This is a genomic window from Pseudomonas sp. GW821-FHT10B02 (assembly GCF_059415665.1).
In genome coordinates this window covers 366890-388043 of record NZ_JBWKNR010000001.1, presented here as the reverse complement: position 1 = coordinate 388043, position 21154 = coordinate 366890, and the positions used below count along the sequence as shown (strand labels likewise).

The window sequence follows — 21154 nt, the reverse complement described above, 5'->3', positions numbered from 1 at the left end:
ATATCTATTTTTATACACGTTCGCTACCCTGCGGCTCCCTGATCTTGTACCAGGCCACATACAAGGCCGGCAGGAACAGCAAGGTCAGCAGGGTGGCGATGATGATCCCGCCGATCATCGCGTAGGCCATTGGCCCCCAGAACACCTCGCGGGCGATAGGGATCATGCCCAGGCTGGCCGCTGCCGCCGTTAATAGAATCGGCCGTCGGCGGTGGTTGGTCGCTTCCAGCACCGCTGCCCACGGCGACAATCCCTGCCCCTCGTACTCATCGATCTGGGTCACCAGAATCACCGAGTTGCGGATGATGATACCGATCAGCGCGAGAATCCCGAGAATGGCCACGAAGCCCATCGGTGTACCCGTTGGCACCAGCGCCAGGACCACACCGATCAAGCCCAGCGGCGCCACGCTGGCCACCAGGAACAGCTTCTGCACGCTGTGCAGCTGGATCATCAGGAACGTGCCCATGAGGAACAGCATCAGCGGCAACACTTTGGCAATCGGCCCCTGGGCCTTGCCACTTGCCTCCACCGTACCGCCGGTTTCGACCGTGTAGCCCACCGGCAGTTTGCTGACGAAATCGTCGATCTGCGGCTTGAGGTCACGCACCAGGTCGGTCGGCTGGATATCGCCACGCACCGCAGCCTTGATGGTGATGGTCGGTTTGCGGTCGCGACGCCAGACCAGCGGCTGCTCCAGCTCATAGCGCACGGTGGCGAAGGCCAGCAACGGAATCGAGGTGCCGTTGGGGGTGACGATCTGCAGGTTCTGCAAGGTCTGCGGCGAACTGCGCTCACTGTCTACAGCGCGGGCGACGACATTGATCAGGTAGATGTTGTCGTTGACCTGGGTGATCTGCGTGCCGCTGACAATGCTGTTCATGACATTGGCCACGTCCTCGGATGACAGGCCAAGCTGGCGCGCCTTGTCTTGCGCAATCTCGACCCGTAACACTTTGCCCGGTTCGTTCCAGTCGTAAATCAAGCTGCCAATGTGCTCATTGCTGTCGAGCAAGGCCGCCAGGGCAATCGCATGTTTGCGTACCTGGTCGATATCCGACCCCATCACCCGGTACTGGATCGGCAACCCCACCGGTGGCCCCATTTCCAGCGACTGGACGTTGCTGCCAATACCGACAAAGTCCTCGCGCAAGCGCTGCTTCAAGCGTTTGATCAGCCCCTCGCGTTCTTCGAACCCTTTACTGACGATCACCAGCTGGGCGTAGTACGGGTTCTGCAGTTGCTGATCCAGCGGCAGGTAGAAGCGAATCGCACCCTGGCCGATGTAGGTACTCCAGCGCTCGATGTCCGGATCGCCCTTGAGCGTTGCCTCAAGCCGGTCCACCGCCTTGCGGGTTTCCTCGATCGAGGCGTTCTGCGGCAGGTTGAGGTCAACGAGAATCTCCGGGCGGTCCGAAGAGGGGAAGAACTGGTTCTGCACGAAACGCATGCAGAACAACGCCAGCACGAACAGCAAAATGGTGCCGATGATAGTCAGCCAGCGATGGCGCATGCACCACAGCAGGCTGTGTTCGAACGCCTTGCCGACACGGCCGGGCTCTTCATTATGCGGTTTGACCTTGGCACTGAGGATGTGCACGCCCAACACCGGCGCAAATACCACGGCTACCACCCAGGACACCAGCAAGGCCGCAGCAATCACCGCAAACAGCGTGTAGGTGTATTCCCCCGCCGAACTGGCGTTGAGGCCTATCGGCATGAAGCCGGCCACGGTCACCAAGGTACCGGTGAGCATCGGGAACGCCGTCGAGGTGTAGGCAAAGGTTGCAGCCTGCTCCTTGGTTTCGCCCATTTCCAGGCGCGTCACCATCACCTCGACAGTGATCATGGCATCGTCCACCAACAGCCCCAGAGCAATGATCAACGCCCCCAGGGAGATCCGCTGCATGGTGATGCCGCTGTACTCCATGAAGATGAACACCATGGCCAGTACCAGCGGAATCGAACAGGCCACCACCAGGCCGGCGCGAATCCCCAAGCTGACGAAACTCACCACCAGCACGATGATCACCGCCTCGAACAAAGCGCTGGTGAAGCCACCGACGGCTTCTTCCACCACCACGGCCTGATCGGAGACGGTATGCACACCGACGCCGACCGGCAGCTCGCTGATCACCCGATCCATCATTTTGTGCAGATCGGCGCCAAACACCTGGATGTTGCCACCGGCCTTCATGCCAATGCCCAGGCCGATGGCCGGCTGTCCGTTGTAACGGAACAGTGGCGCGGGCGGGTCGACGTAGCCACGCTCGATGTCGGCAATATCCGCCAGGCGGAAGAAGCGGTCATTGATGCGCAGGTTGACCGTCTCGAGGTCTTTCTCCGAAGCGAACTGGCCCGTGGTGCGCACCGACACACGCTCGGGACCCGCCTCGATCACCCCGGCCGGGGTGACCGCGTTCTGGCTCTGCAAGGCTTGCAGCACTTGGCGTTGATCAATGCCGAACGACGCCAGCTTGCGGGTGGAGAAGTTCAGGTACAGCACCTCGTCCTGGGTGCCGATCATCTCGACCTTGCCCAGGCCGGGCACTTCGCGGATCTCGGCACGCACCTGTTCGACGTAGTCGCGCAGCTGGCGCATCGTCAGGCCGTCGGCGGTGAACGCATAAATCGAACCGTAGACGTCGCCGAACTCGTCGTTGAAACCCGGCCCCTGGATTCCCTGGGGAAACTGGCCACGAATATCCTGGATCTTCTTGCGTACCTGATACCAGATCTCGGGAATGTCCTTGGCTGGTGTGGTATCCAGCAGGTTGACATAAACCGTCGACTCACCCGGTCGGGTGTAGCTCTTCACATAGTCGAGCGAATCCAGCTCTTCGAGCTTTTTCTCGATGCGGTCGGTGACCTGATTGAGGGTCTCATCCTGAGTTGCGCCCGGCCAACGGGTCTGAATGACCATGGTCTTGATGGTGAACGAAGGGTCTTCCTCACGCCCCAGGTTCATGTAGGAGAACACGCCCATCAGCAAGCTGACGAACATCAGGTACCAGACAAAGGATTGGTGCTTCAGCGCCCACTCCGACAGGTTGAAGCTTCCTTTCATCGTGGGTCTTCCTCATTGACGATGACCTTCTGGCCCGGTTTCAGGCTGTTCACACCTGCTGTTACTACGCGTTCCCCGGCTTGCACGCCCGAGCTCAACACCACACTGCCGGGGGTGCGTTCAAGCAGCTTCACCTCACGGGTGGCAACCGTGTTCTGTTGTGGATCAACCACCCACACCCGTGGCGGGCCATCCCCTTCGAGCAGCGCGGATGCCGGTAACTCGCTACGCGGCGACACCGTCGAGGTCAGCGTGACACTGATTGCCGTCCCCAGATGAAACGACTCGGGTGTAGCGGTCAAGGTCAGGTGTGCACGGCGGGTTCGCGTGGCTGCGTCGGCCTGGGGATCGAGTTCGCGTAAGGTCGCAGTGGTATTGATGCTCGGGTTGAGTTGCGAAGCCACCTCGAACTTCAAGCCGGCAGACAACTGTTCGGCCAGATAGGTCGGCAAGTCGATGACCGCCTCCTTGATATCCGGGCGCGCCAGGGTGACCACTGGCTGACCGGCACTGACGGTCTGCCCAGCTTCAGCCTGCCAGTTGGTGACCACTGCGGCATGATCGGTCTTGAGCTCACTGTAGCCCAGCTGGTCGCGCGCCTGGGCAACGGCGGCCCGGGCCTGCTCCAGAGAAGCACCGGTGGTCTTCAGATTGGTCTGGGCAGCGTCCAACTGCGCCTGGGCGCCGACGCCGCGATCGAACAACTGCTGCTGGCGACGCGCATCGGCCTGGGCGTTGATCCACTGTGCCTGGACCTTGGCCAGATCGCCCTCGGCAGCACGCAGCTGGTTGCGCTGATCAGCCGGATCCAGGCTGGCCAATGTATCGCCCGGTTTCACTTCGCTGCCGACATCCACCCAGCGCCGGGCGATACGACCGGCCACGCGAAAGCCCAGGGTGCTCTCGTAGCGCGCCTCAATAGTGCCGGCAAACCGCCCGAGACTGGCTTGTGCCTGCGGCTGCACGATCACCGACAGTACCGGGCGGATCGGATCGGACTCTGCGGCCTGCTTTTCACAACCGGCCAGCAACAGCACGCTGCACAGGCCCAGTACGACTGCTTTCATTGCGCCACCCCGCTGTCCTTGAGCGGTGCGATTTCCACCTGCATACCGGGGGTGAGCAACTGCCCGCCGGCCACCACCACGGTTTCCCCGCCTTTGAGACCTTCTGCAATGACCACTTTACCGGTGAGATAGCGACTGACCTTTACCTGCTGCAGGCTGACCTTGTTGCCTTCGCCCACCAGCCACACAGCCGGGTCATGCAGGGCCTTGGTCAACGCCGACCAAGGCAATTCGATACTGGGTTTGCCGCGGGCCTGGCCTGTGGCTGTGACGGCCGAACCCAGCTCCATACCCGGCGGGACATCACGCAACGCGACTTTGACTTGTACCGTGCCACTTTGCGCCGAAACGGTCGGGCTGATTTCCCGCACATGGCCCAAGGCCTTGACCTTGGGATTGTCCACCAGGCTGACGGGGATGGTTTCGCTACTGGGCGGCGCGACCAGCAGCGACTCATAGACATTGAACACCGCATCGCGCTCGCCATCGTGGGCCAGGGTGAAGATTGGCGCCGTAGCCTGCACCACCTGCCCGACTTCAGCCTGACGTTCGGTGATCACCCCGGCCGCATCGGCGATCAGTGCGGTGTAGCTCAGTTGATCACGGGCATTGGCCAGTTGCGCCTGGGCGGCCTTCAAGGCGCTCTGGCTACTGCGCAGCGCCGCCTGGGCGGAGTCGTACTCGCTCTGGCTGGTATAGCCCTTGGGCAACAGTTTTTGCTGACGGACAAAGGCGGCGGCGCTTTGGGTCACCCGCGCCTGTTCGGCGAACACTTCGGCCTTGGCTGAATCGACAGTGGCCTGCAAGTCTTTAGGATCAAGTCGGGCCAGAACCTGGTTGGCTTTCACATGGTCGCCAACATCAACGCTGCGGGAAATGATCTTACCGCCCACGCGAAACGACTGATCCGCCTGCACCCGTGCCTGAATATCACCGGTGAGGGTCACGGATGCAGCAAAATCGCTGGGCTGGACCTGTTGCACACCCACCCTGCGAAGCTCGGGTTCAGCGGTGTTTTTCTCGTCACAGCCTGCGAGTACGAATGCCGAACCCAGGCTGACGACCAATACAATACGCAACACCGTCATGCAGGCTCCTAGCATGTGTCAGATCGATACAGAGATGCGAGTGTTAGCGTAGATCAGGGAATGGGCCGCTGCTGTAACTAATGCAATTCCTTTGAGCTCGATCAGTCGGCGATACTGCCGCCACCATTACCTGCGCAAGGACGCCGAGATGCTGACCACATTGGCCGTTGCCAACTACCGCTCGATCAATCACCTGGTGCTACCGCTGGCGCGGCTGAACCTCATCACCGGCCCCAACGGCAGCGGCAAGTCCAACCTGTACAAAGCCTTGCGCTTGCTCGCTGAAACCGCCAAGGGCGGCGTCGTCAATGCGCTGGCCGGCGAAGGCGGACTGGAATCGACCTTCTGGGCAGGCCCCGAGCGTATCAGCCGACGCATGAGCCGCGGCGAAGTGGCCGTCGAGGGTGGTCCGCGCCAGGAAGCCAAGCGTCTGCGCCTGGGCTTTGCCAGCGAGGATTTCGGTTATGCCATCGGCCTTGGCTTGCCTGTATCCAGCGGCCACTTCATGCTCCCGGGGCAAAGCTCGCCGATCCCCTCGCGCTTCACCCTCGACCCGCAGATCAAGCGCGAAAGCATCTGGGCAGGTCCGCTCTATCGTCCGGCCAGCTTGCTGGTAGATCGCCAGGGCGCAATGGTGCGCGCCCGCGAGGGGCGTCAATGGGACGTGCTGGCCCAGCACACGCCGGATTTCGACAGCCTCTACGATCAGGTCGGCAACCTGCGTTCTTCGCCAGAGGTGCTGCACCTGCGCGAGCGCATCCGTGGCTGGCGCTTCTACGATCACTTTCGCACCGATCGCGATGCCCCGGCCCGACGACCACAACTGGGTACCCGCACACCGGTCCTGCACCATGACGGCCGTGACCTGGCCGCTGCCCTGCAAACCATTATCGAGATCGGCGATGCCCAGGCGCTGTGGGATACGATCAGCGATGCCTTTCCCGGCTCACACCTGACCATCGACGCGGTACCTGGCGGCCAGTTCAGTTTGCAGTTCCATCAGGAGGGCCTGCTGCGACCACTATCTGCGGCCGAGCTATCAGATGGAACCTTGCGCTACTTGCTGCTGGTGGCAGCATTGTTGAGCCCCAGAGCGCCGACCATGATGGTGCTCAATGAGCCGGAAACCAGCCTGCACCCGGACCTGCTACCGGCGCTGGCACGCTTGATCATTCGCGCCACCGGGCATTGTCAGGTGTGGGTGGTGTCGCACGCACGGCGATTGGTGGCCGCGCTGGAACAGGATGCGACCTGCAACTCGATTGTGCTGGAGAAGGAACTGGGGCAGACCCGGGTGGCGGGTCAGGGGATGCTGGATGAGCCGGCCTGGTATTGGCCGGATTGAACCTCATCGCGGGGCAAGCCCGCTCCCACAGATTCACTTTGTGAGAGCGGACTTGCCCCGCGATGTGTTTCAGGTCAGGCCGAAACCGGCGTCGCGGCGCGACCCACGTCCGGCTGCTTCCAGGAGTCGGCAGCGCTTTCTTCGATGGCCTGCTGGATCGCCCGGCGGCGACGTTCTTCGGCCTGACGGCTGAAGTACCAGACCATGAAGGTCACCAACGATACCGACAGCAGGATCAGGCTGGCGACGGCGTTGATCTCCGGTTTCACGCCCAGACGCACAGCCGAGAAGACTTCCATCGGCAAGGTGGTCGAACCCGGACCCGACACGAAGCTGGCCAGTACCAGGTCGTCCAGCGACAGCGCGAAGGACATCATCCCGCCCGCCGCCAGCGAGGGCGCGATCATCGGGATGGTGATCAGGAAGAACACCTTCCACGGCTTGGCACCCAGGTCCATCGCCGCTTCCTCGATCGACAGGTCCAGCTCGCGCAGACGTGCCGACACCACCACCGCCACATAGGCGGCACAGAAGGTGGTATGCGCGATCCAGATGGTCACGATACCGCGTTCCTGCGGCCAGCCGATCATCTGCGCCATGGCCACGAACAGCAGCAACAGCGACAGACCGGTAATCACCTCAGGCATTACCAGCGGCGCGGTGACCAGGCCACCGAACAGGGTACGGCCCTTGAAGCGCGTCACCCGGGTCAGCACGAAGGCCGCCAGGGTACCCAGCGCCACCGCGGCAATCGCGGTGTAGCAGGCGATCTCCAGCGAGCGCATCACCGAGCCCATCAACTGGCTGTTGTCGAGCAGGCCGACGTACCACTTGACCGACCAGCCGCCCCAGACCGTCACCAGTTTCGAGGCGTTGAACGAGTAGATCACCAGGATCAGCATGGGCAGGTAGATGAACAGCAAGCCCAGAATCAACATCAGCTTGGAGAAACTGAAACGCTTCATGCCCTGCCCTCCATCTCTTTGGCCTGACTACGGTTGAAGAGCAGAATCGGCACGATCAGGATCGCCAGCATCACCACCGCCAGGGCAGAAGCCACCGGCCAGTCACGGTTGTTGAAGAACTCTTGCCAGAGCACTTTACCGATCATCAAGGTTTCCGGACCGCCGAGCAGTTCCGGGATAACGAACTCACCGACCACCGGAATGAACACCAGCATGCAGCCGGCGATGATGCCGTTCTTCGACAACGGCACGGTGATCTTCCAGAAGCTGTTGAAGGTGCTCGACCCCAGGTCCGACGCGGCCTCAAGCAGGCTCTGGTCGTGTTTGACCAGGTTGGCGTAGAGCGGCAGGATCATGAACGGCAGGTACGAATAGACCACACCGATGTAGACCGCCAGGTTGGTATTGAGGATCTGCAGCGGTTGATCGATCAGGCCCAGCCACATCAGGAAACTGTTGAGCAGGCCGTTGTTGCTGAGAATGCCCATCCAGGCATACACGCGGATCAGGATCGCGGTCCAGGTCGGCATCATGATCAGCAGCAACAGGACCGTCTGGGTCTCCTTGCGTGCGTTGGCGATGGCATAGGCCATCGGATAGCCGATCAGCAGGCACAGCAGTGTGCTGAAGAAGGCCATCTTCAACGAGCCCAGGTACGCCGAGATGTACAGCTCATCCTCGGTCAACAGGCCGTAGTTGGCCATGTTCAGCACCAACTGCACTTTGTCTTCGACGTAGCTGTAGATTTCGGTGTACGGCGGGATCGCCACGTCCGCTTCAGCGAAGCTGATCTTCAGGACGATGAAGAACGGCAGCATGAAGAACAGGAACAGCCAGATGAACGGCACGCCGATCACCACATGGCGCCCTTCAGGCTTTATTCGGTTGAAGGCTCGCTTGAGCTTGCGCATGTTCATGACCGCAGTACCACGCCGCTGTCGTCTTCCCACCAGACGTAAACTTGGTCGTCCCAGGTCGGCCGGGTGCCCTGGCGTTCAGCGTTGGCTACGAACGACTGGACGATCTTGCCGCCAGGCAGCTCGACGTAGAACACCGAGTGGCCACCGAGGTAGGCGATGTCGTGGACCTTGCCGCGCGACCAGTTGTGTTCACAGGTCGGCTGTTGGGTGGTGACCAGCAGTTTTTCCGGACGCAGTGCATAGGTGATGCGCTTGTCTTCCACCGAGGTGGTAACACCGTGGCCGACGTAGATCTTGCGCTCGAGTTCCGAGCTGGCAATGACCGCGTGGCCTTCGGCATCTTCAACCACTTCACCCTCGAACAGGTTGACGTTGCCAATGAACTCGCAGACCAGGCGGCTGGTCGGGGTCTCGTAAATGTCGATCGGGCTGCCGATCTGGGCGATCCAGCCCAGGTGCATGATGGCGATGCGCTGGGCCATGGTCATGGCCTCTTCCTGGTCGTGGGTCACCATGACGCAGGTCACGCCGACCCGCTCGATGATCTCAACCAGCTCAAGCTGCATCTGCGAACGCAGTTTCTTGTCCAGCGCGCCCATCGGCTCATCGAGCAGCAGCAGTTTCGGGCGTTTGGCCAGGGAGCGGGCCAGCGCTACACGCTGACGCTGACCACCGGAGAGCTGGTGCGGCTTGCGCTTGGCGTACTGGGTCATGTGCACCAGCTTGAGCATCTCGCCGACACGGGCGTCGATCTCGGCCTTGGGCATGCGGTCCTGCTGCAGGCCGAAGGCGATGTTCTGCGCCACGGTCATGTGCGGGAACAGCGCATAGGACTGGAACATCATGTTGATCGGCCGCTCGTAGGGCGGCATGTCGGTGATGTCTACACCATCGAGGAAGATGCGCCCCTCGGTCGGCCGCTCGAAACCGGCCAGCATGCGCAGCAAGGTGGACTTGCCCGAACCTGAGCCACCGAGCAGGGCGAAGATTTCACCCTTCTTGATCTCCAGGGACACATCGTCCACGGCGATGGTTTCGTCGAACTTTTTCGTGACCCGGTCGATTTTGACCAGCACCTGTTTAGGTTGCTGGTCGCCCTCGAGGGCTTTCTTATAGGCACCGGAGGCAACAGCCATTTGTGAAACTCCCAACAAGATTTTTTGCGTCCGCCCCTGCCGTGGCGGACTCTGGATTTTTACTTGCCCGACTTGATCTTGGTCCAGCTACGGGTCATCAAACGTTGCACCTTGGGAGGTAGCTCCGAGTTGACGTACAACTTGTCCAGCACTTCTTGCGGTGGATAAACCGCTGCGTCGGTTCGCACGCTCTGATCCATCAGATCGCCAGCCTTGGGGTTCGGGTTGGCATAACCGACGTAATCGCTGACCTGGGCAATCACCTCAGGCTGCAGCAAATAGTTGATGAAGGCGTGGGCCTCTTTGACATTGGACGAATCCTTGGGGATCGCCAGCATGTCGAACCAGAGGTTGCCGCCTTCCTTGGGAATCACATAAGCCACGTCTACACCCTTGCCGGCTTCTTCGGCACGGGTCTTGGCCTGGAACACATCACCGGAGAATCCTGCGGCCACGCAGATATCACCGTTAGCCAGGTCCGAGATGTACTTGGACGAGTGGAAGTAGGTCACGTAAGGACGCACCGCCAGCAGCTTCTTCTCGGCGTCGGCGTAGTCCTTGGGGTTGGTGCTGTTGGGGTCGCGCCCCATGTAGTTCAGCACTGCCGGGAGCATCTCGTCGGCCGAGTCGAGGAAGGCGACGCCGCACTTGGAGAGTTTCTTGATGTTTTCCGGTTCGAACAGCATGGCCCAGGAATCGATCTTGTCGGTGCCCAGCGCCGCCTTGACCTTCTCGACGTTATAGCCGATGCCATTGGTGCCCCACAGGTAGGGGACGGCGTACTGGTTACCCGGATCGTTCTTCTCCAGGCGCTTCATCAGCGCCGGGTCGAGGTTCGAATAGTTCGGCAGCAGCGACTTGTCGAGCTTCTGGAAGGCGCCCGCCTTGATCTGCTTGCCGAGGAAATGGTTGGACGGCACCACTACGTCATAACCGGTACGACCGGCCAGCAGTTTGCCTTCCAGGGTTTCATTGGAGTCAAAGACATCCTGCACCGGTTTGATCCCGGTGGCTTTTTCAAAATCCGCGAGTGTCGTCTGGCCGATGTAGTCCGACCAGTTGTAAATGTGCACCGTGGGCGCCGCTTGGACGCTGATCGCCAGCGTCAGACCCGCTCCAGCCAACATGGCCTTGCGAAATACAGAAATAGACAAGTGGGAGGTCCTCTACAAAAGTGCCCGAGTCGTACGGCAGAAATCCCTGCCGGACAAGCAAACCGGCGCGCAACTTACCTTCGATACACGCATGTCGCAAAAACAATTTGCCACTTTTTGCGATCCTGGGCGTGATTTGCACCACGCCCAGGGTCAATCAGGCTTATTTGCCCGATTTGATCTTGGTCCAGCTACGAGTGATCTCGCGTTGAGCTTTCGCACCTGGGTCGGCAATTGCGTACAGCTGCTTCTTCACATCAGCCGGTGGATAGATGCTCGGATCGCCCGAGATGTCCTTGTCCACCAGCGCGGTGGCCGCCTTGTTGCCGTTCGGGAAACGTACGGCGTTGGTGATACCGGCCATGACTTCCGGCTGCATCAGGAAGTCCATGAACTTGTAGGCGGCGTCGACATTGACGGCATCTTTAGGGATGGCAACCATGTCGTAGAAGGTACCGGCGCCTTCTTTCGGAATCACGTAGTCCAGCTTGACCTTGTCACCAGCCTCGTGAGCACGGGCCTTGGACTGCTCCAGGTCACCCGAGTAACCCACGGCGACGCAAATGTTGCCGTTGGCCAGGTCCGAGATGTACTTGGAGGAGTGGAAGTAGCCGATCGACGGACGGATCTTCATGAACAGATCTTCGGCTGCTTTCAGGTCAGCTTTGTCTGTGCTGTTGGTCGGCTTGCCCAGGTAATGCAGGGCTGCCGGGATCATCTCGGTCGGGGCATCGAGGAAGCTTACGCCGCAGCTCTTGAGCTTTTCGATGTTCTCGGGCTTGAACACCACGTCCCAGGAATCGATCTTGTCGACGCCCAGCGCCGCCTTGACCTTCTCCGGGTTGTAACCGATACCGATGGAGCCCCACATGTAGGGGAACGCAAACTTGTTACCCGGGTCGCTGGCATCGCCAACGGCCTTGAGCAGGTCTTCGTCGAGGTTCTTCCAGTTCGCAAGCTTGGAACGATCCAGCTCCTGGTAGACGCCCGCCTTGATTTGTTTGGCCAGGAAGTTGTTCGACGGTACGACGATGTCGTAACCGGACTTGCCCGCCAGCAACTTGGCTTCGAGGGTTTCGTTGCTGTCGAAGACGTCGTAGACGACCTTGATGCCGGTCTGCTTCTCGAAGTTGGCGACGGTATCCGGTGCGATGTAATCGGACCAGTTATAGACGTGCAGCACTTTGTCATCCGCCTGAACAGCACTGGCCATGGCGCCCATCAGGGACATAGCCAACAACGTCTTGCCCAATTTCTTCATGCGTAATGCTCCAGAATTTTTTATTTAGCCATCTGTCCAGTGGCCGGCTCTTTACGGCGCAAGCTTCGGGCGACTGAAACAGTCGCTAGTCTGGCAAGTTCCAAGGCGCACTTTCAAGGAAAGCGCGCCTTGAAAAACGATGATGCCATTACGCTAGCCTAGCACTTGGCTATTTCAGCGCCTCAAGTGTCAAGTCCAGGCATTTGCGCGCCTTTTCCACCAGCTCGTCGATCTCTTCACGGCTGATCACCAGCGGTGGGGCAATGATCATGGTGTCGCCCACGGCACGCATGATCAGGCCATTGTCGAAGCAGTGCTGGCGGCAGATCATGCCGGCGCCCTGGCCTTCGTAACGGGCGCGGGTTGCCTTGTCCTTGACCAGCTCGATGGCACCGAGCATGCCCAGGCCACGCACTTCACCCACCAACGGGTGATCGTTGAGCTCACGCAGACGTTTCTGCAAATACGGTGCCGTTTCCTCTTTAACCCGCTCGATAATTTTCTCGTCGCGCAGGATTCGCAGGTTTTCCAGGCCCACAGCGGCGGCCACCGGGTGACCGGAGTAGGTGAAGCCGTGGTTGAAGTCACCGCCTTCGCTGACCACCTTGGCCACTTCGTCACGCACGATCACACCGCCCATGGGGATGTAACCGGAGGTCAGGCCCTTGGCGATGGTCATCAGGTCGGGCTTGAGGCCGTAGTAATCGGAGCCGAACCACTCACCGGTACGCCCGAAGCCGCAGATCACCTCGTCGGCAATGAACAGAATCTCGTACTTGGCGAGGATCTCCTTGATCTTCGGCCAGTAGGTGTCTGGCGGAATGATCACGCCGCCAGCGCCCTGGATCGGCTCGGCGATAAAGGCGGCGACATTGTCTTCGCCGACTTCGAGGATTTTCTTTTCCAGCTGTTCAGCGGCCCAGATGCCGAACTCGTCCGGAGTCATGTCACCGCCTTCGCCGAACCAGTACGGCTGCGGAATGTGCACGATGCCCGGCAGCGTGCCGCTCTGCGCATGCATGCCGCTCATGCCACCCAGCGCGGCGCCGGCCACGGTGGAACCGTGATAGCCGTTGATGCGGCCGATGATCACCTGCTTCTGCGGCTTGCCCTTGACCGCCCAGTAGTGGCGGACCATACGCAGGTTGGTGTCGTTGCCTTCGGAGCCAGAACCGGTGAAGAACACATGGGTCATGCCTTCTGGCGCGACGTCAGTCACCGCCTTGGCCAGTTCCAGTGCCGGTGGGTGCGCAGTCTGGAAGAACAGGTTGTAGTACGGCAGTTCACGCATCTGCGCGGCAGCCTTTTCCACCAGCTCTTCACGACCGTAGCCGACCGCCACACACCACAGACCAGCCATACCGTCGAGGATCTTGTTGCCCTCGCTGTCCCACAAGTGCACGCCTTCAGCTTTGGTGATGATCCGCGGGCCCTTCTCTTTCAGCTGTTTATAGTCACTGAAAGGCGCCAGGTGATGCTCACTGCTAAGGGTTTGCCACTCACGGGTTTGCGGGTTGTTGACGCTCATGTGCTTCTCCGTTTTCTGACGGCCGCGGTCCTGCGGCTCCGGGTTGATCAGACCGCAAACAGCAGGAACTCACGTTCCCAGGAGCTGATTACGCGTTTGAAGTTTTCATGTTCGGCGCGCTTGGTGGCGACGTAACCGGCAATGAATTTCTTGCCCAGGTACGGTTCCAGCGCCTGGCAGTTCTCCATGCGCTCCAGAGCGTCCTCGATGGTCAGCGGCAGGCGCAGGTTGCGCCGCTCGTAACCACGGCCCTGTACCGGCGCGCTTGGCTTGAGGCCTTCGACCATGCCGATATAGCCACACAGCAGACTGGCGGCGATCGCCAGGTACGGGTTGGCGTCGGCGCCTGGCAGACGGTTCTCGACCCGGCGGTTCTGCGGTCCGGCATCCGGTACACGCAGGCCGACGGTACGGTTCTCTTCGCCCCATTCGACGTTCACCGGCGCCGAGGTATCGGGCAGGAAGCGGCGGAACGAGTTGACGTTAGGAGCAAACAGCGGCAGCACCACCGGGATGAACTTCTGCAGACCGCCGACATGGTTGAGGAACAGCTCGCTCATTTGTCCATCGGCATCAGAGAAGATGTTCTTGCCGGTGTGCACGTCGATGATGCTCTGGTGCAGGTGCATGGCGCTGCCCGGTTCACCGGTCATCGGCTTGGCCATGAAGGTGGCGGCGACGTTGTGCTTGAGCGCCGCTTCACGCATGGTCCGCTTGAACACCAGGATCTGGTCGGCCAGGGCCAGGGCGTTACCGTGACGGAAGTTGATTTCCATCTGCGCGGTGCCGTCTTCGTGGATCAGCGTGTCCAGGTCCAGGTTCTGCAGCTCGCACCAGTCGTAGACGTCCTCGAACAGCGGATCGAATTCGTTGGCAGCTTCAATGGAGAACGACTGACGGCCGGTTTCCGGACGGCCGGAGCGGCCGATCGGCGGCTGCAGCGGGAAGTCCGGGTCTTCGCAGCGTTTGGTCAGGTAGAACTCCATCTCTGGCGCCACGATCGGCTGCCAGCCCTTGTCGGCATAGAGTTTCAGTACCTTCTTGAGTACGTTGCGCGGCGACAGCTCAACCGGGTTGCCCTGCTTGTCATAAGTATCGTGGATCACCTGAGCCGTCGGTTCGATGGCCCAAGGCACGAGAAACACCGCGTTCTCGTCGGGTCGGCAGATCATGTCGATGTCGGCCGGGTCCAGCAGTTCGTAATAGATGTCGTCATCGACGTAGTCGCCGGTAACGGTCTGCAGCAGGACACTCTCGGGCAGGCGCATGCCTTTTTCGGCAATGAACTTGTTGGTTGGAGAAATCTTGCCACGGGTGATACCGGTGAGGTCGCTGATCAAGCACTCGACTTCGGTAATCTTGTGTTCTTTCAACCAATCGGTGAGCTGGTCGAGGTTGCTACTCATAAATACCTCAGGAGGTAAATGTCTGGACAGTCGTCAGGACACCCGGAGTGGGCCGTCCCAGACATTCTGGATGCCGCGCCCGGGTAAAGCAAAAGCCGCGCAGGGGCACACCGCGACGAGGGCCGCTATAGTGAAGGCAGAGGATATTCGAAGAGGCATCGACAACAGGCAGGCCGCCCGTGCCGTCAATTATTTCAGCCGGGGTACTGCGTGCTGACGCGTAGCGATAGCCGCTCGCGTAAAATGCGTGCAAACCGATCTGCGCGCGGCAGAGGGTGATGCCGGTTGTCGGCAGGCGTGACATGTAACCCCCGGTATTATTGATGTTATGGGTTGCCACCGAGCTTAGCCTTGTTCATTTTTTTACACAACACCCCCGTAAAAAATAGAACACGGCCCGCTCAAGATCGCTCATATCGTACGAAAGCAGCGATTGTCCGCGCCCTCTATTGCAGCAAAAATGCCGCTCGAGGGCCGTTTTAGGGCATCATGGGCTTGGCTTGACTTCAGTAGGGCTTTCCGATTGACTGGAGCTGCAAGCCCCCATTGATTGATATTTTTAACAACAAAGGTGTTGCATCATGTCGGTACCCCCGCGTGCCGTTCAGCTTAACGAAGCGAACGCGTTCCTTAAGGAACATCCTGAGGTTCTCTACGTTGACCTTCTGATTGCAGATATGAATGGTGTGGTGCGTGGCAAGCGCATCGAGCGCACCAGCCTCCACAAGGTTTACGAGAAAGGCATCAACCTGCCGGCCTCCCTCTTCGCATTGGATATCAACGGCTCCACGGTCGAAAGCACCGGCCTGGGCCTGGACATCGGCGATGCCGACCGCATCTGCTATCCAATTCCCGACACCCTGTCCAACGAGCCTTGGCAGAAGCGCCCTACCGCGCAACTGCTGATGACCATGCACGAACTTGAAGGCGAGCCGTTCTTTGCCGACCCGCGGGAAGTCCTGCGCCAGGTAGTGAGCAAGTTCGACGAGATGGGCCTGACCATCTGCGCCGCGTTCGAGCTGGAGTTCTACCTGATCGACCAGGAAAACGTGAACGGCCGTCCACAGCCGCCGCGCTCGCCGATTTCCGGCAAACGTCCGATGTCGACCCAGGTTTACCTGATCGATGACCTCGACGAGTACGTCGACTGCCTGCAGGACATCCTCGAAGGCGCCAAAGAGCAGGGCATCCCTGCCGACGCGATCGTCAAGGAAAGCGCCCCGGCGCAGTTCGAAGTCAACCTGCACCACGTTGCCGACCCGATGAAGGCCTGCGACTACGCGGTACTGCTCAAGCGCCTGATCAAGAACATCGCCTACGACCATGAGATGGATACCACCTTCATGGCCAAGCCCTATCCGGGTCAGGCGGGTAATGGTCTGCACGTCCATATCTCGGTGCTGGACAAAGATGGCAAGAACATCTTCACCAGCGAGGATCCCGAGCAGAACGCCGCACTGCGTCACGCGATCGGCGGTGTGCTCGAGACCCTACCGGCGTCGATGGCGTTCCTCTGCCCGAACGTCAACTCGTACCGCCGTTTCGGTGCCCAGTTCTACGTGCCGAACTCGCCAAGCTGGGGCCTGGACAACCGTACTGTGGCCCTGCGCGTGCCGACCGGTTCACCCGATGCAGTACGCATCGAACACCGTGTCGCCGGTGCCGACGCCAACCCGTACCTGCTGATGGCTGCTGTCCTGGCCGGTGTTCACCATGGCTTGACCAACAAGGTCGAACCGGGCGAGCCAACCGAAGGCAACTCCTACGAGCAGAACGAGCAAAGCCTGCCGAACAACCTGCGTGATGCCCTGCGCGAGCTGGACGACAGCGAGATCCTGGCCAAGTACATCGATCCGAAATACATCGATATCTTCGTGGCCTGTAAAGAGAGCGAGCTGGAGGAGTTCGAACACTCCATCTCCGATCTTGAGTACAACTGGTATCTGCATACCGTGTAAGCGGTTGGGTGCCGGAAAGAAAAACGCCGCCGGTCCTGGACCGACGGCGTTTTTTGTTGTCTTCGAGGAGCTCATCGCTGGCAAAGCCAGCTCCCACAAGGGATGGTGTACACAGAACCCTGTGGGAGCCGGCTTTGCCGGCGATGGGCTGCAAAGCAGCCCCAAAAGCTACAAAGCCTTCTCGAATATCTTCGAATTACGCTGATAGTTGTACAGCGAAGCTCGCGCAGCCGGCAGCCGCTCGACCCCGCTGGGCACAAAGCCCCGCTCCCTGAACCAGTGCGCAGTCCGCGTCGTCAGCACAAACAGGGTATTGAGCCCCATCTCCCGCGCCCGCGTTTCGATGCGCTCAAGCAGCTCATCACCGCGACCGCCATGGCGATACTCGGGATTGACCGCCAGGCACGCCAACTCCCCGGCCTCGGAATCGGCAATCGGGTACAACGCCGCACAGGCGATGATCATGCCTTCGCGCTCGACCACGCTGAACTGCTCAATCTCGCGCTCCAGCACCTCACGCGAGCGCCGCACCAGAATGCCCTGCTCTTCCAGCGGGCTGATCAGATCCAGCAAGCCACCGACATCCTCGATCGCCGCCTCACGGACCTTCTCGAACTGCTCCTGGGCCACCAGGGTTCCGCCACCGTCACGGGTGAACAGTTCGGTAAGCAAGGCGCCATCTTCGGCATAGCTGACGATATGGCTGCGCGCTACGCCGCCACGGCAAGCCTCGGCGGCGGCATCGAGCAACTCGCCCTGATAATCACTGCCAAGACGCTGCAGATGCGCAGGCACCTGTTGTGGACGCAGTTCCCGCACCAGCCGCCCTTGCTCGTCGATCAGACCGCGCTCGGCACCGAACAGCAGCAGCTTGTCGGCCTCAAGCTCGATGGCGGCACGGGTCGCGACGTCTTCGCAGGCCAGGTTGAAAATTTCACCGGTCGGTGAGTAACCCAGCGGCGACAGCAAGACGATCGAGCGCTCATCGAGCAGGCGGTTGATGCCTTTGCGGTCGACCCGGCGCACTTCACCGGTGTGGTGATAATCCACGCCTTCAAGCACGCCGATAGGACGCGCGGTCACCAGGTTGCCGGAGGCCACGCGCAAGCGCGAACCCTGCATCGGCGACGCGGCCATGTCCATCGACAGGCGCGCTTCGATCGCAATACGCAGGTGCCCCACGGCATCGATCACGCACTCCAGGGTGGCCGCATCGGTGATGCGCATGCCGCGATGGTAGTGCGGGGTCAGGCCGCGACTGGCCAGGCGGGTTTCGATCTGCGGGCGCGAACCATGCACCAGCACCAGACGCACCCCGAGGCTGTGCAGCAGCACCAGGTCGTGGACGATATTGCCGAAGTTGGGGTGTTCGACCCCGTCACCGGGCAGCATGACCACGAAGGTGCATTCCCGGTGGGCGTTGATGTAAGGCGAAGCATGACGCAGCCAGTTGACGTAATCGGGCATAACCACAGAGCCTGTAGAAAAAGGGACAAGAACGGGAAAGCACACAGCGCTCGAAGGGTTATCGTCGGAACAGGCTTGGCGTCACGCGCAATCTCCTTTGGGAAAACGGCTGAACTCAGCCGGCAATTACCGGGCTCAGGCAATAATGTTCAATCAACTCACGCAATAGACGCACGGTAGGCTGCAAGCGTGACATTTCAAGGTATTCGCCCGGCTGATGGGCGCACGCGATATCGCCCGGGCCCAGTACCAGGGTTTCGCAGCCCAGGCGCTGAAGATAAGGCGCTTCGGTGCCAAAGGCTACCGCTTCGGCGCGATGTCCGGTAAGACGTTCGGCCAGGCGCACCAGTTCCGCATCGGCGGCCTGCTCGAACGGCGGCACTTCGGGGAACAACGGGGCATAGTCGATTTTCACCTGGTGCTGCTCGGCCAACGGCGCCAGTTTCTGCCGGATGGCCGCACGCAGCGCCTCTGGGTCCATGCCCGGCAACGGCCGCAGATCGAACTCCAGGGCGCACTGGCCGCAGATCCGGTTGGGGTTGTCACCGCCATGGATGCAGCCGAAGTTCAGGGTCGGTTGCGGCACGCTGAACTGGGCGTTGTTGAATTCTTTCTGCCATTGCCGGCGCAAACCCATCAGCTCAGCCATCACCTGATGCATCGCCTCCAGCGCGCTATGGCCCAGGCTCGGATCCGACGAATGGCCGCTGCGGCCAAGGATGTCGATGCGCTCCATCATCACCCCCTTGTGCAGACGGATCGGCTTCAAACCGGTCGGTTCGCCGATCACTGCCGCGCGGCCCAGCGGGCGACCGGCTTCGGCCAGGGCGCGAGCGCCGGACATGGAGCTTTCTTCGTCGCAGGTGGCGAGAATCAGTAGCGGCTGCTTGAAATCATGGGCCAGCAATGGCTGCACCGCCTCGATGATCAAGGCGAAGAAGCCTTTCATGTCGCAACTGCCAAGACCGACCCAGCGACCGTCGACTTCGGTCAGCTTCAGCGGATCGGTCTGCCACAACCCCGGATCATAGGGCACGGTATCGCTATGCCCGGCCAGCACCAGCCCGCCCGGGCCACTGCCGTAACTGGCGAGCAGATTGAACTTGCCCGGCGTCACCTGCTGGATATCGCAGGCAAACCCCAGGTCGCCCAGCCAACCGGCCAGCAAGTCGATTACCGCACGGTTGGACTGGTCCAGCGCAGGTTGGGTACAGCTGACCGAAGGCGCGGCAATCAACGCGGCGAACTGGTCTTTGAGCGATGGCAGCGGCATGCGCGTTCTCCTTGAGGCGAAACCCATCATAGGGCCTTCGGGCACCTGGAATAAACCGTCAGCGGCCGAGTCCTGTACACTGCACGGCCAAGACGCTCCCTGTCATCCGAGCCTGGATTACTCAGCAATGCACAAAGAAACCGAAATCAAACTGCGGGTCAGCCGCGAGACCCTCGCCGCCCTGCGCGAACACCCATTGCTGAAGAAGCGTAACAAGTCTGGCTGGCAGCAGCGCGAGCTGCTGAATCAGTACTTCGACACCCCTGAGCGTGACCTGGCCGCCGCCAAGGTCGCGCTGCGCCTGCGCCGCGACGGCGACGTGGTCATCCAGACCCTCAAGACCCGCGGCCAGAGCGTCGCCGGCCTGTCCCAGCGCAATGAACACGAGTGGCAGCTGCCCAAGGCCAAGCTGGACCTGAAGAAGCTTGACGATGAATGCTGGCCGGCAGAACTCGCCGAGGTCGACAAAAAGTCTATCAAAGCGCTGTTCACCACCGATTTCACCCGTGAATACGCGGAAATCGCTTGGGGCCGTGGTAAAGCCAAGGTGGTTATCGAAGCCGCTTTGGACCTGGGTACCGTGGTTGCGGGCAAGCAGAAAGAAGAAATCTGCGAGCTGGAACTGGAGCTGCGTGAAGGCGAGCCGGAAGCGCTGCTGGAATTGGCTGCCGAGCTGTCGGCCGCCCTGCCGCTGTTCCCGTGCGACATCAGCAAGGCCGAACGCGGCTATCGCCTGCTCGACCCGACCAGCTATGCGCTGAGCCTGCCGGCTGCCGAACTGAACGCCGAAATGTCCCTCGACGACGCCTTCGCCGCCCTCGCCTGGCAACTGCTCGGTGCCAGCCAGCGCCTGGCCGAACAGTACCGTTTCAATGGCCACTGGCGCCTGCTGCAGGACTGGGTGCAAGCCCTGGCCGAACTGCGCGCCCTGGCCAGCAGCCTCGGCCAGGCCGCGCCGCGCACCACCACCGCCGCCCTGCGCAGTAGCCTCGATGCCCTGCTGGAAGACTGGCGCCCGCTGGTACTGGCCGGCAACGACGACGAAGACGTACGCCGTGCGGCTCCTGAGCAGTTCGCCGAAGAACTGCTGGACACCCGTTGGGGTCAGTTCTCCCTGGAAACCTCGCGCTGGCTGCTGGCCCGTGGCTGGACCGTCGAGCGCAACAAGCGCGGCGACCGTCAGGGTGCCGCGCAACTGGCCAACTGGCTCAACGTACTGCTGGCCGACGAAGCCAAGGCCCTGAACCTGCCGCTGTACCATCGTCAGCCGGAAGACCTGGCCGAACAGTTGCCGCGTATCGAGCGCCTGCTGGCCTGGCTGCACCATGCCCGTCAGGTGCTGGAGAGCCCGGACCTGGACCGCCTGTTCGGTGAACTGAACAAGCTGCACGAGCTGGCCAACCAGTCGATCAGCGACGAAGTGGAAGCCGAGGTTCGCAGCGAAGTTCTGCAAGCCCGTGCCGATCAGGCCATGGCCGTGTTCCAGAGCCGCGGCTGGAAGCATCTGCTGCGCAAGTAA

General features: G+C 60.8%; 15 protein-coding genes. 3 read left to right on the top strand and 12 right to left on the bottom strand.

Going from position 1 to position 21154, the window contains the following annotated elements:
* Positions 1 to 10: 10 nt before the first annotated feature.
* Genes AC07OF_RS01840 through AC07OF_RS01830 form a run of 3 tightly spaced genes read right to left on the bottom strand, consistent with a single transcriptional unit; the run spans position 11 to position 5222 of the window.
* Positions 11 to 3067, bottom strand: a complete 3057-nt coding sequence (locus AC07OF_RS01840) for an efflux RND transporter permease subunit (RefSeq protein ID WP_157194595.1) — start codon at positions 3065 to 3067, stop codon at positions 11 to 13.
* Positions 3064 to 4134 carry an efflux RND transporter periplasmic adaptor subunit gene (locus tag AC07OF_RS01835; protein ID WP_157194596.1) on the bottom strand — a complete coding sequence of 357 codons (1071 nt, stop codon included), beginning with the start codon at positions 4132 to 4134 and terminating at the stop codon, positions 3064 to 3066. The genes AC07OF_RS01840 and AC07OF_RS01835 overlap by 4 nt, the downstream gene beginning before the upstream one ends.
* Positions 4131 to 5222 carry an efflux RND transporter periplasmic adaptor subunit gene (locus tag AC07OF_RS01830; RefSeq protein ID WP_157194597.1) on the bottom strand — a complete coding sequence of 364 codons (1092 nt, stop codon included), beginning with the start codon at positions 5220 to 5222 and terminating at the stop codon, positions 4131 to 4133. Before AC07OF_RS01830 ends, AC07OF_RS01835 begins: the two co-directional genes overlap by 4 nt.
* A 148-nt stretch (positions 5223 to 5370) precedes the next feature.
* On the opposite strand from AC07OF_RS01830, the gene AC07OF_RS01825 reads away from it, so the two are divergent.
* Positions 5371 to 6567 carry an AAA family ATPase gene (locus tag AC07OF_RS01825; protein ID WP_495072518.1) on the top strand — a complete coding sequence of 399 codons (1197 nt, stop codon included), beginning with the start codon at positions 5371 to 5373 and terminating at the stop codon, positions 6565 to 6567.
* A gap of 74 nt (positions 6568 to 6641) precedes the next feature.
* Here the strand turns inward: AC07OF_RS01825 and AC07OF_RS01820 are convergent, their stop codons facing one another.
* The 7 genes from AC07OF_RS01820 to AC07OF_RS01790 form a co-directional block, all read right to left on the bottom strand.
* On the bottom strand, positions 6642 to 7532 hold the full coding sequence (locus AC07OF_RS01820) for an ABC transporter permease subunit (protein ID WP_476446173.1): 891 nt from the start codon (positions 7530 to 7532) through the stop codon (positions 6642 to 6644).
* Entirely contained in the window at positions 7529 to 8449 is a 921-nt protein-coding gene (locus AC07OF_RS01815) for an ABC transporter permease subunit (protein WP_191830578.1), read from the bottom strand. Before AC07OF_RS01815 ends, AC07OF_RS01820 begins: the two co-directional genes overlap by 4 nt.
* A complete protein-coding gene (potA, locus tag AC07OF_RS01810; protein WP_038615642.1) occupies positions 8446 to 9588 on the bottom strand; it encodes a polyamine ABC transporter ATP-binding protein in 1143 nt (380 codons plus the stop codon). The genes AC07OF_RS01815 and potA overlap by 4 nt, the downstream gene beginning before the upstream one ends.
* Positions 9589 to 9647: 59 nt before the next feature.
* Complete coding sequence (locus AC07OF_RS01805) at positions 9648 to 10742, bottom strand: polyamine ABC transporter substrate-binding protein (protein WP_476446174.1); 1095 nt, start codon at positions 10740 to 10742, stop codon at positions 9648 to 9650.
* 163 nt (positions 10743 to 10905) lie between these two features.
* On the bottom strand, positions 10906 to 12003 hold the full coding sequence (locus AC07OF_RS01800) for a polyamine ABC transporter substrate-binding protein (protein WP_157194601.1): 1098 nt from the start codon (positions 12001 to 12003) through the stop codon (positions 10906 to 10908).
* Positions 12004 to 12172: 169 nt separating this feature from the next.
* Entirely contained in the window at positions 12173 to 13531 is a 1359-nt protein-coding gene (locus AC07OF_RS01795; RefSeq protein ID WP_038615648.1) for an aspartate aminotransferase family protein, read from the bottom strand.
* Between the two features lie 47 nt (positions 13532 to 13578).
* Complete coding sequence (locus AC07OF_RS01790; protein WP_038615650.1) at positions 13579 to 14937, bottom strand: glutamine synthetase family protein; 1359 nt, start codon at positions 14935 to 14937, stop codon at positions 13579 to 13581.
* Positions 14938 to 15518: 581 nt separating this feature from the next.
* On the opposite strand from AC07OF_RS01790, the gene AC07OF_RS01785 reads away from it, so the two are divergent.
* Entirely contained in the window at positions 15519 to 16895 is a 1377-nt protein-coding gene (locus AC07OF_RS01785; RefSeq protein WP_038615652.1) for a glutamine synthetase family protein, read from the top strand.
* 168 nt (positions 16896 to 17063) lie between these two features.
* On the opposite strand, the gene argA is transcribed toward AC07OF_RS01785, so the two are convergent.
* On the bottom strand, positions 17064 to 18362 hold the full coding sequence (argA, locus tag AC07OF_RS01780; protein WP_157194602.1) for an amino-acid N-acetyltransferase: 1299 nt from the start codon (positions 18360 to 18362) through the stop codon (positions 17064 to 17066).
* A 115-nt stretch (positions 18363 to 18477) separates the two neighbouring features.
* Entirely contained in the window at positions 18478 to 19635 is a 1158-nt protein-coding gene (argE, locus tag AC07OF_RS01775) for an acetylornithine deacetylase (RefSeq protein ID WP_495072517.1), read from the bottom strand.
* Between the two features lie 127 nt (positions 19636 to 19762).
* Between argE and AC07OF_RS01770 the strand changes: the two genes are divergently transcribed.
* Complete coding sequence (locus tag AC07OF_RS01770; RefSeq protein ID WP_495072516.1) at positions 19763 to 21154, top strand: CYTH domain-containing protein; 1392 nt, start codon at positions 19763 to 19765, stop codon at positions 21152 to 21154.

Coding starts and splice junctions, on each gene's coding strand:
- AC07OF_RS01840 (WP_157194595.1), bottom strand. CDS start 3,067: ATGAAAGGAAGCTTCAACCTGTCGGAGTGGGCGCTGAAGCACCAATCC.
- AC07OF_RS01835 (WP_157194596.1), bottom strand. CDS start 4,134: ATGAAAGCAGTCGTACTGGGCCTGTGCAGCGTGCTGTTGCTGGCCGGT.
- AC07OF_RS01830 (WP_157194597.1), bottom strand. CDS start 5,222: ATGACGGTGTTGCGTATTGTATTGGTCGTCAGCCTGGGTTCGGCATTC.
- AC07OF_RS01825 (WP_495072518.1), top strand. CDS start 5,371: ATGCTGACCACATTGGCCGTTGCCAACTACCGCTCGATCAATCACCTG.
- AC07OF_RS01820 (WP_476446173.1), bottom strand. CDS start 7,532: ATGAAGCGTTTCAGTTTCTCCAAGCTGATGTTGATTCTGGGCTTGCTG.
- AC07OF_RS01815 (WP_191830578.1), bottom strand. CDS start 8,449: ATGAACATGCGCAAGCTCAAGCGAGCCTTCAACCGAATAAAGCCTGAA.
- potA (WP_038615642.1), bottom strand. CDS start 9,588: ATGGCTGTTGCCTCCGGTGCCTATAAGAAAGCCCTCGAGGGCGACCAG.
- AC07OF_RS01800 (WP_157194601.1), bottom strand. CDS start 12,003: ATGAAGAAATTGGGCAAGACGTTGTTGGCTATGTCCCTGATGGGCGCC.
- AC07OF_RS01795 (WP_038615648.1), bottom strand. CDS start 13,531: ATGAGCGTCAACAACCCGCAAACCCGTGAGTGGCAAACCCTTAGCAGT.
- AC07OF_RS01790 (WP_038615650.1), bottom strand. CDS start 14,937: ATGAGTAGCAACCTCGACCAGCTCACCGATTGGTTGAAAGAACACAAG.
- AC07OF_RS01785 (WP_038615652.1), top strand. CDS start 15,519: ATGTCGGTACCCCCGCGTGCCGTTCAGCTTAACGAAGCGAACGCGTTC.
- argA (WP_157194602.1), bottom strand. CDS start 18,362: ATGCCCGATTACGTCAACTGGCTGCGTCATGCTTCGCCTTACATCAAC.
- argE (WP_495072517.1), bottom strand. CDS start 19,635: ATGCCGCTGCCATCGCTCAAAGACCAGTTCGCCGCGTTGATTGCCGCG.
- AC07OF_RS01770 (WP_495072516.1), top strand. CDS start 19,763: ATGCACAAAGAAACCGAAATCAAACTGCGGGTCAGCCGCGAGACCCTC.